2 protein-coding genes and 1 pseudogene are annotated in these 5,029 nt (G+C 58.1%); 1 reads left to right on the top strand and 2 read right to left on the bottom strand.

The annotated features are described in order from the left end of the window. On the bottom strand, positions 1-969 hold a 969-nt coding region (locus FNJ47_RS44510), incomplete at its 3' end, for an MFS transporter (protein WP_347341811.1). Between the two features lie 1,251 nt (positions 970-2,220). Continuing rightward, positions 2,221-3,661, bottom strand: a pseudogene (locus FNJ47_RS44505) (IS1182 family transposase). 635 nt (positions 3,662-4,296) lie between these two features. Here FNJ47_RS44505 and FNJ47_RS44500 point away from each other — a divergent pair. Next, positions 4,297-4,593, top strand: a complete 297-nt coding sequence (locus FNJ47_RS44500; protein WP_163162922.1) for a hypothetical protein — start codon at positions 4,297-4,299, stop codon at positions 4,591-4,593. Positions 4,594-5,029: the final 436 nt, after the last annotated feature.

Below are 5,029 nucleotides of genomic sequence, written 5' to 3'. Positions count from 1 at the left end.
GCCTACGGGCATCACTCTCTGTTTGCCGGCGCGTCGACACAGTACGGGTACAACATTTGAAACACCCAATCCAATAAGCACGAACCCTGCCATGGCAATCAACGCAATCGGCGCGGCCACCACGGCCAAGAAGCCGGTCACAATTGGCACGGTCCCGAGCATCAATGTGGTACGGTCGCCGAGCCGAGCTACCATGGTATCTCCGCTGAGACGGCCTGCGGCCATCGCAATTGAGAAGAGCATACAACCAAGGCCGCCGTGCGCCTCTGCGAGGAGGCCTTGCCCAACGAGAAGCAAAGCGCTCCAATCAAGCATTGCACCTTCGACGAGAAAGGTGACAGCCGCGAGTACGGCTACCAGCAACACACTGCGATTGGGCAAGACAAACAACGGTTCCTGCGGTCTCAAACTCATGGCGAGCAGCCGCGGCCATGCTGACACAATCGCGATCATCATCAAGGCCGAACAGACCAACGTCGAGATAAGCGGGCCACGCTGCAGCGAAAGGAACGAGGTCACCGCGGCAGAGCCGGTGAATTCGCCAATGCTGTACTGGGCGTGGAAGCCGGACATCAATGGACGTCCAGTGGCGTGCTCCAATTCAATCGCATGAATATTCATGGCTACGTCGATCGAACCAAGTGAAACACCGAAAGCAAACAGCATGGCACCGAGGCTGAGAGGTGTGCCGGCAACTGCAAGCCACGGCAGGATGAGCGAGATGCCAAGCCCACCCGCGATGATGATGGGCTTGCTGCCGTAGCGCGCATTCGACACACTGGTCAAAAGCATAGCGATGACGGACCCCGCTCCGAGACAGAGTAGCAGAAGACCGAGCACGCGGTTATCCACCCCGAGCCGCTCCTTCGCGAGCGGCACCAAAGGCGCCCAGGCCGCGAGGCCGAAGCCGGCCACAAAAAATGCGAGCCGCGTCCCGAGCAGGCCCGCAGACCAATTGGCAGATGGTATCACAGGTGGTATCACAGGCACTCCTGAGAGAACGGCTCGCGAGCGCGGCGCACCTCATCCCGTGCGCTACGCCTGCAAGCGGCCCGAAGCTCGATGATGACGGCCTCAAGTTGACAATCTTCATCTCTGCAAATGCTATGCCGTCGCAAAACGGGCCCAAGATCTGGCGCACGAACGTCAAATGAGAGTAATTGTCGATCACCATCCGGCGTGTCGCGCGATCTTTCTGGGATAAACTAGCCCTACGAGTGACAATCGTCTTTGCTGGTACCCGACGGAGCGCAAAGCTCAAGGATCCTTGTCGGAAAACATACAAATCCCAGCGCGCCCTTCCATGCACTGACTCACCTCGAAGGCGGTCGTCAGTTTTTATGACATCACTTTTCAGCCAATCCGGAAGTTCTCATCATAAGCAACGACACTGCGTTGCAAGATCAATACAACCCGCATCACCAGAGCGGGCTTCCAGATCAACACCTGGCTTTATTCGGCGTGACCTGCCACTGAACTTTCATCCAGCGGAGGCCAAGGACCGCTTCATTCGTGGGGCGTGCGCGACGCCTCGGGCCGTGCGTCCGGCTTCTGCGCAAGCGCTTCCGTCAGCCCAATGATCTCGGCGAATTGCCATCTCGTTATCTGGGAGAGATTGCGCCGAATGCGACGATCGTAGAAGCTGAGCAGGCTGAACGTGCGCGCGGGGATCTCTCGGACGAGCTGGGACGCAGTTAAGTCCCCGCTGATGACGAAAGAGACCTCTCCGCCGATAAAGCCGCCGGGGACGATTGAGCCTTAGTGAAAGGCGATGACCGATAGGACGTGAAGGCCGGACTCTAACTCCTCGTGGAGGAAATACTCAGTGGCAGGTCAGGCCCCATCACGATGTTCGCCCCCCGCATGGAAGCAGTGACAAAATTCACCGGCAACTGCACCCTCGGTAAACGCTAAAACTGTTGCGAACAGTAAAACGGCAATAACCCAACAAGCATATTTTTGCATCGCACCCCCCTAGTATTCAAACTTCTATAGCTAGCGCGTGACACCTGGAAGTAGCTGCCGGGTCCGCAAAAATACTGAGAACGGCGTTTGCCAGCGAAAGATCTGCCAGCAAGCGGCGGATATGATGGGCGCGCAGAGGGCGCGACAATGCAGGCTTAGCTGTCTGCGGCTTCAGTCGTTGATGACCGCTGTGGGTCTTGGTCGTGTAAAAACACCTTCCCCGGGAGGGCGGTGGGAAGCCAGGACGGTTTGGTCTCAGGCCGCAATCGCGGCCATCAGCGGCTTGGTCCCGACGATGTTCATGGCCCTTGTCAGGTTATAGGCCAGGACCGAGAGAGCCATCTCGGCGGCTACTTTTGGAAGCGTTTTGGTGAGGAAGTGTGTCGCTCCCATGCGGGCCTTCATGGTGCCGAACGGATGCTCGACCGTCTCGCGACGCACGCGCATGGCTTGTGCGTTTGCATCAAGGCGCTGCTGCACAGCTTCGAGCAGATGCTCATGCTCCCATCGTGGAATCCGTCGCTCCGGCCCTGTCGTGCATTGCGATTTGAGCGAACATTTTTGACAGGCTGTGGTCCAGTAGCGCCTTATCCGCTTGCCATCTTCCTCGTTCGTAAAGCGATACGGCAGTTGCTCCCCAGCCGGACAGCGATAGGCGTCCTCCTCCGGCAAATAGACAAAGTCCTGCTTGCCGAAGCGGCCATCTGACTTGGCACCCGACGTCTGCGGCTTGGGCAGAGTTACGGTGATGCCGGCCTCGTGGCACGCGAGGATCTCCAGGCTGCTGAAGTAGCCGCGATCGGCAACAGCCTCGAGCGTCTCGGTTTTTAGAGCAGCCTTCGCCTGCCTGGCCATATTGGCCAGTTGAGCCCGATCCGAGCCGCTGTTCGTCACCTCATGCGTCACAATCAGATGGTGCTCGGTATCTACGGCGACCTGCACATTGTAGCCAACGACGCCGGAACCGCGCCCGCTCGTCGCCATCGAACGGCTGTCGGGATCGGTCAGTGAGATTTGCTGGTCAGGCGAAGCAAGCATCTGCTTCTCGTAAGCGGCAAGCTTGCCCATTTCCTCCTTCAGCTTCGTCAGTTTCTCGGTAAGCCTCGTCGCCTTCGCGGCCAGCGCCTCCGTCGGCTCCTGCCGGTCCGCCGTGTCAAGTTGGCTCAGATAGCGCGAGACGCTCTCCTCCAGCTGGGCACGCCGCCGTTCCACCTTCGCCCGCGTGAAGTTCTTGTCGCGGTTGTTCACGGCCTTGAACTTGCTGCCATCGATCGCAACGCTCGCCGTCGCGAGGAGGCCCATCTCGCGGCAGAGTTCGACGAAGCGAGCACATACCTTGCGCAGTGCCAGGCCATTGTTCTTGCGGAAGTCGCCGATCGTCTTGTGATCAGGTGCGAGCCGACCCAGCAGCCACATGACCTCGACATTGCGTCCGGCCTCTCGTTCGAGCCGCCGGCTCGACTGAACCCGGTTCAGATAGCCGTAAATGTGAAGCTTGAGGAGAACCGAGGGGTGGTACGATGGCCGACCAGTCGCCGCTGGCTCCACCCCCCTCAAATCTCATCTCAGCCAAATCGAGCGCATCGACAAACACGTCGATCACGCGAACAGGGTTACTCTCGTCAATGAAATCATTGAGGCACTCGGGCAATAGCGTCCACCGCCCACGATCTGCCTCTTCAACGAAGCGCCTCATCAGATTCCCCCGCAGAATCACGAGGGAATCATAGCAAAGCAGCGGCGTTTTCACACAGCCAGGGGTCATTAGCGACTGGGGCGGGCCAGCAGCGAGTCTGGTCACGTCCGCTGCGCCGCCGAAAGCGGAAGTCAAGTTAGAGCATTAGCGACATGGTGACGGGGCATAGCGACGCAGTCCTTGCCTCTGTCCGCTATGCGGAGAGAACCGTGGGCGGATACGAAGACGTGCTGTCGAGGGCTGAGATCCGCGCCCGCGAGGGCAAAGTTGTGTATGCGATCTGGCATCTCGGCCCCGACAAGCTGCATACGGAAGTCCACTGCTGATGCGATTCCGAACACCATAATCACAGACAATGGCATTCAGCTGGGACAAGGATGTGCTGCTCGACGACAATAGCCAAGTGCCTGACGTCGTGCTGACCTTAGCGTAGGACAATCCAGCGATGACGCGTCTGACATAGGAGATCAAACCCCAGGTCCGACACGGCAAGTCCAGTTTGGATGTAGTATCCGTCATGCCTCGCGTTTATATAGCCAAGCCGCAGTATGCTCGCTCACGGAATTAGCACCTAGTCCGGCGGCGACTTAGTATGCTTTGGTGTGTGGGATGGAAACGAGACGGGTGGTGCTTCAATGTACATGGTCATTCGCAAGTACACCCAGGTTCGTTCGGTTGCGGATACCGCCCGCCGCGCGAAAAGCGGAATCGGACAGATCCTAAGGGAATCGCATGGATTCAAATCTTATTATGTGCTGGACGGAGGTGAAGGCGTCGGCGTCGCTGTAATGATATTCGAGGATCGCGAAAGCGCCAATGCAGCGAACAAAAAGGTCTTGGAGTTCGTTCAAGCGAGTCTGCATGACCTCAATCTTGGAGACCCCGAAATCGTCACGGGGGAGATATTGGTGAATATCCAATCTGATCAGTAGCGCGCACGGCGCGGACGATAAGCTCCGTACGGAGAGCCCCAAAAACAAACAATTTGGCCGTATGGACTCCGAATATGACCGCAGCGTGCCTGCCGCGCGTACGAACCGATCTCGGTCGTGCCAAGTAGGCGGAAGACATGGTTATCGGCAGCTGTTGCGGGCGGTCGGCCGGGTTAGACCTAGATAAACCGCTGCATTACTTGGAGACCCTCTGCCCTAGCACATTGTTCGCGATTGCCGCGCGAACAGCTTTGTACGGCCCGGACGAACGAACCCGGCCCCTCCGGCAAGCGAGTTCAAATTAACTCGCGATGGTACATTCCGTACCGAACGACTACGCCATCATCAATTTCGACATCTCAAATCACCATGTCCCCGCGGATCGCATAGACTTGCTAGTGTCCTTCGAGTCCGTAGTTCGCTAACGTGTCCACCG

It is taken from the genome of Bradyrhizobium uaiense (assembly GCF_010811875.1).
GTDB classification, from domain to species: Bacteria; Pseudomonadota; Alphaproteobacteria; order Rhizobiales; family Xanthobacteraceae; genus Bradyrhizobium; species Bradyrhizobium uaiense.
Note: the sequence above shows the minus strand (reverse complement) of the source record. Positions and strands in the feature narration are given on the sequence as shown.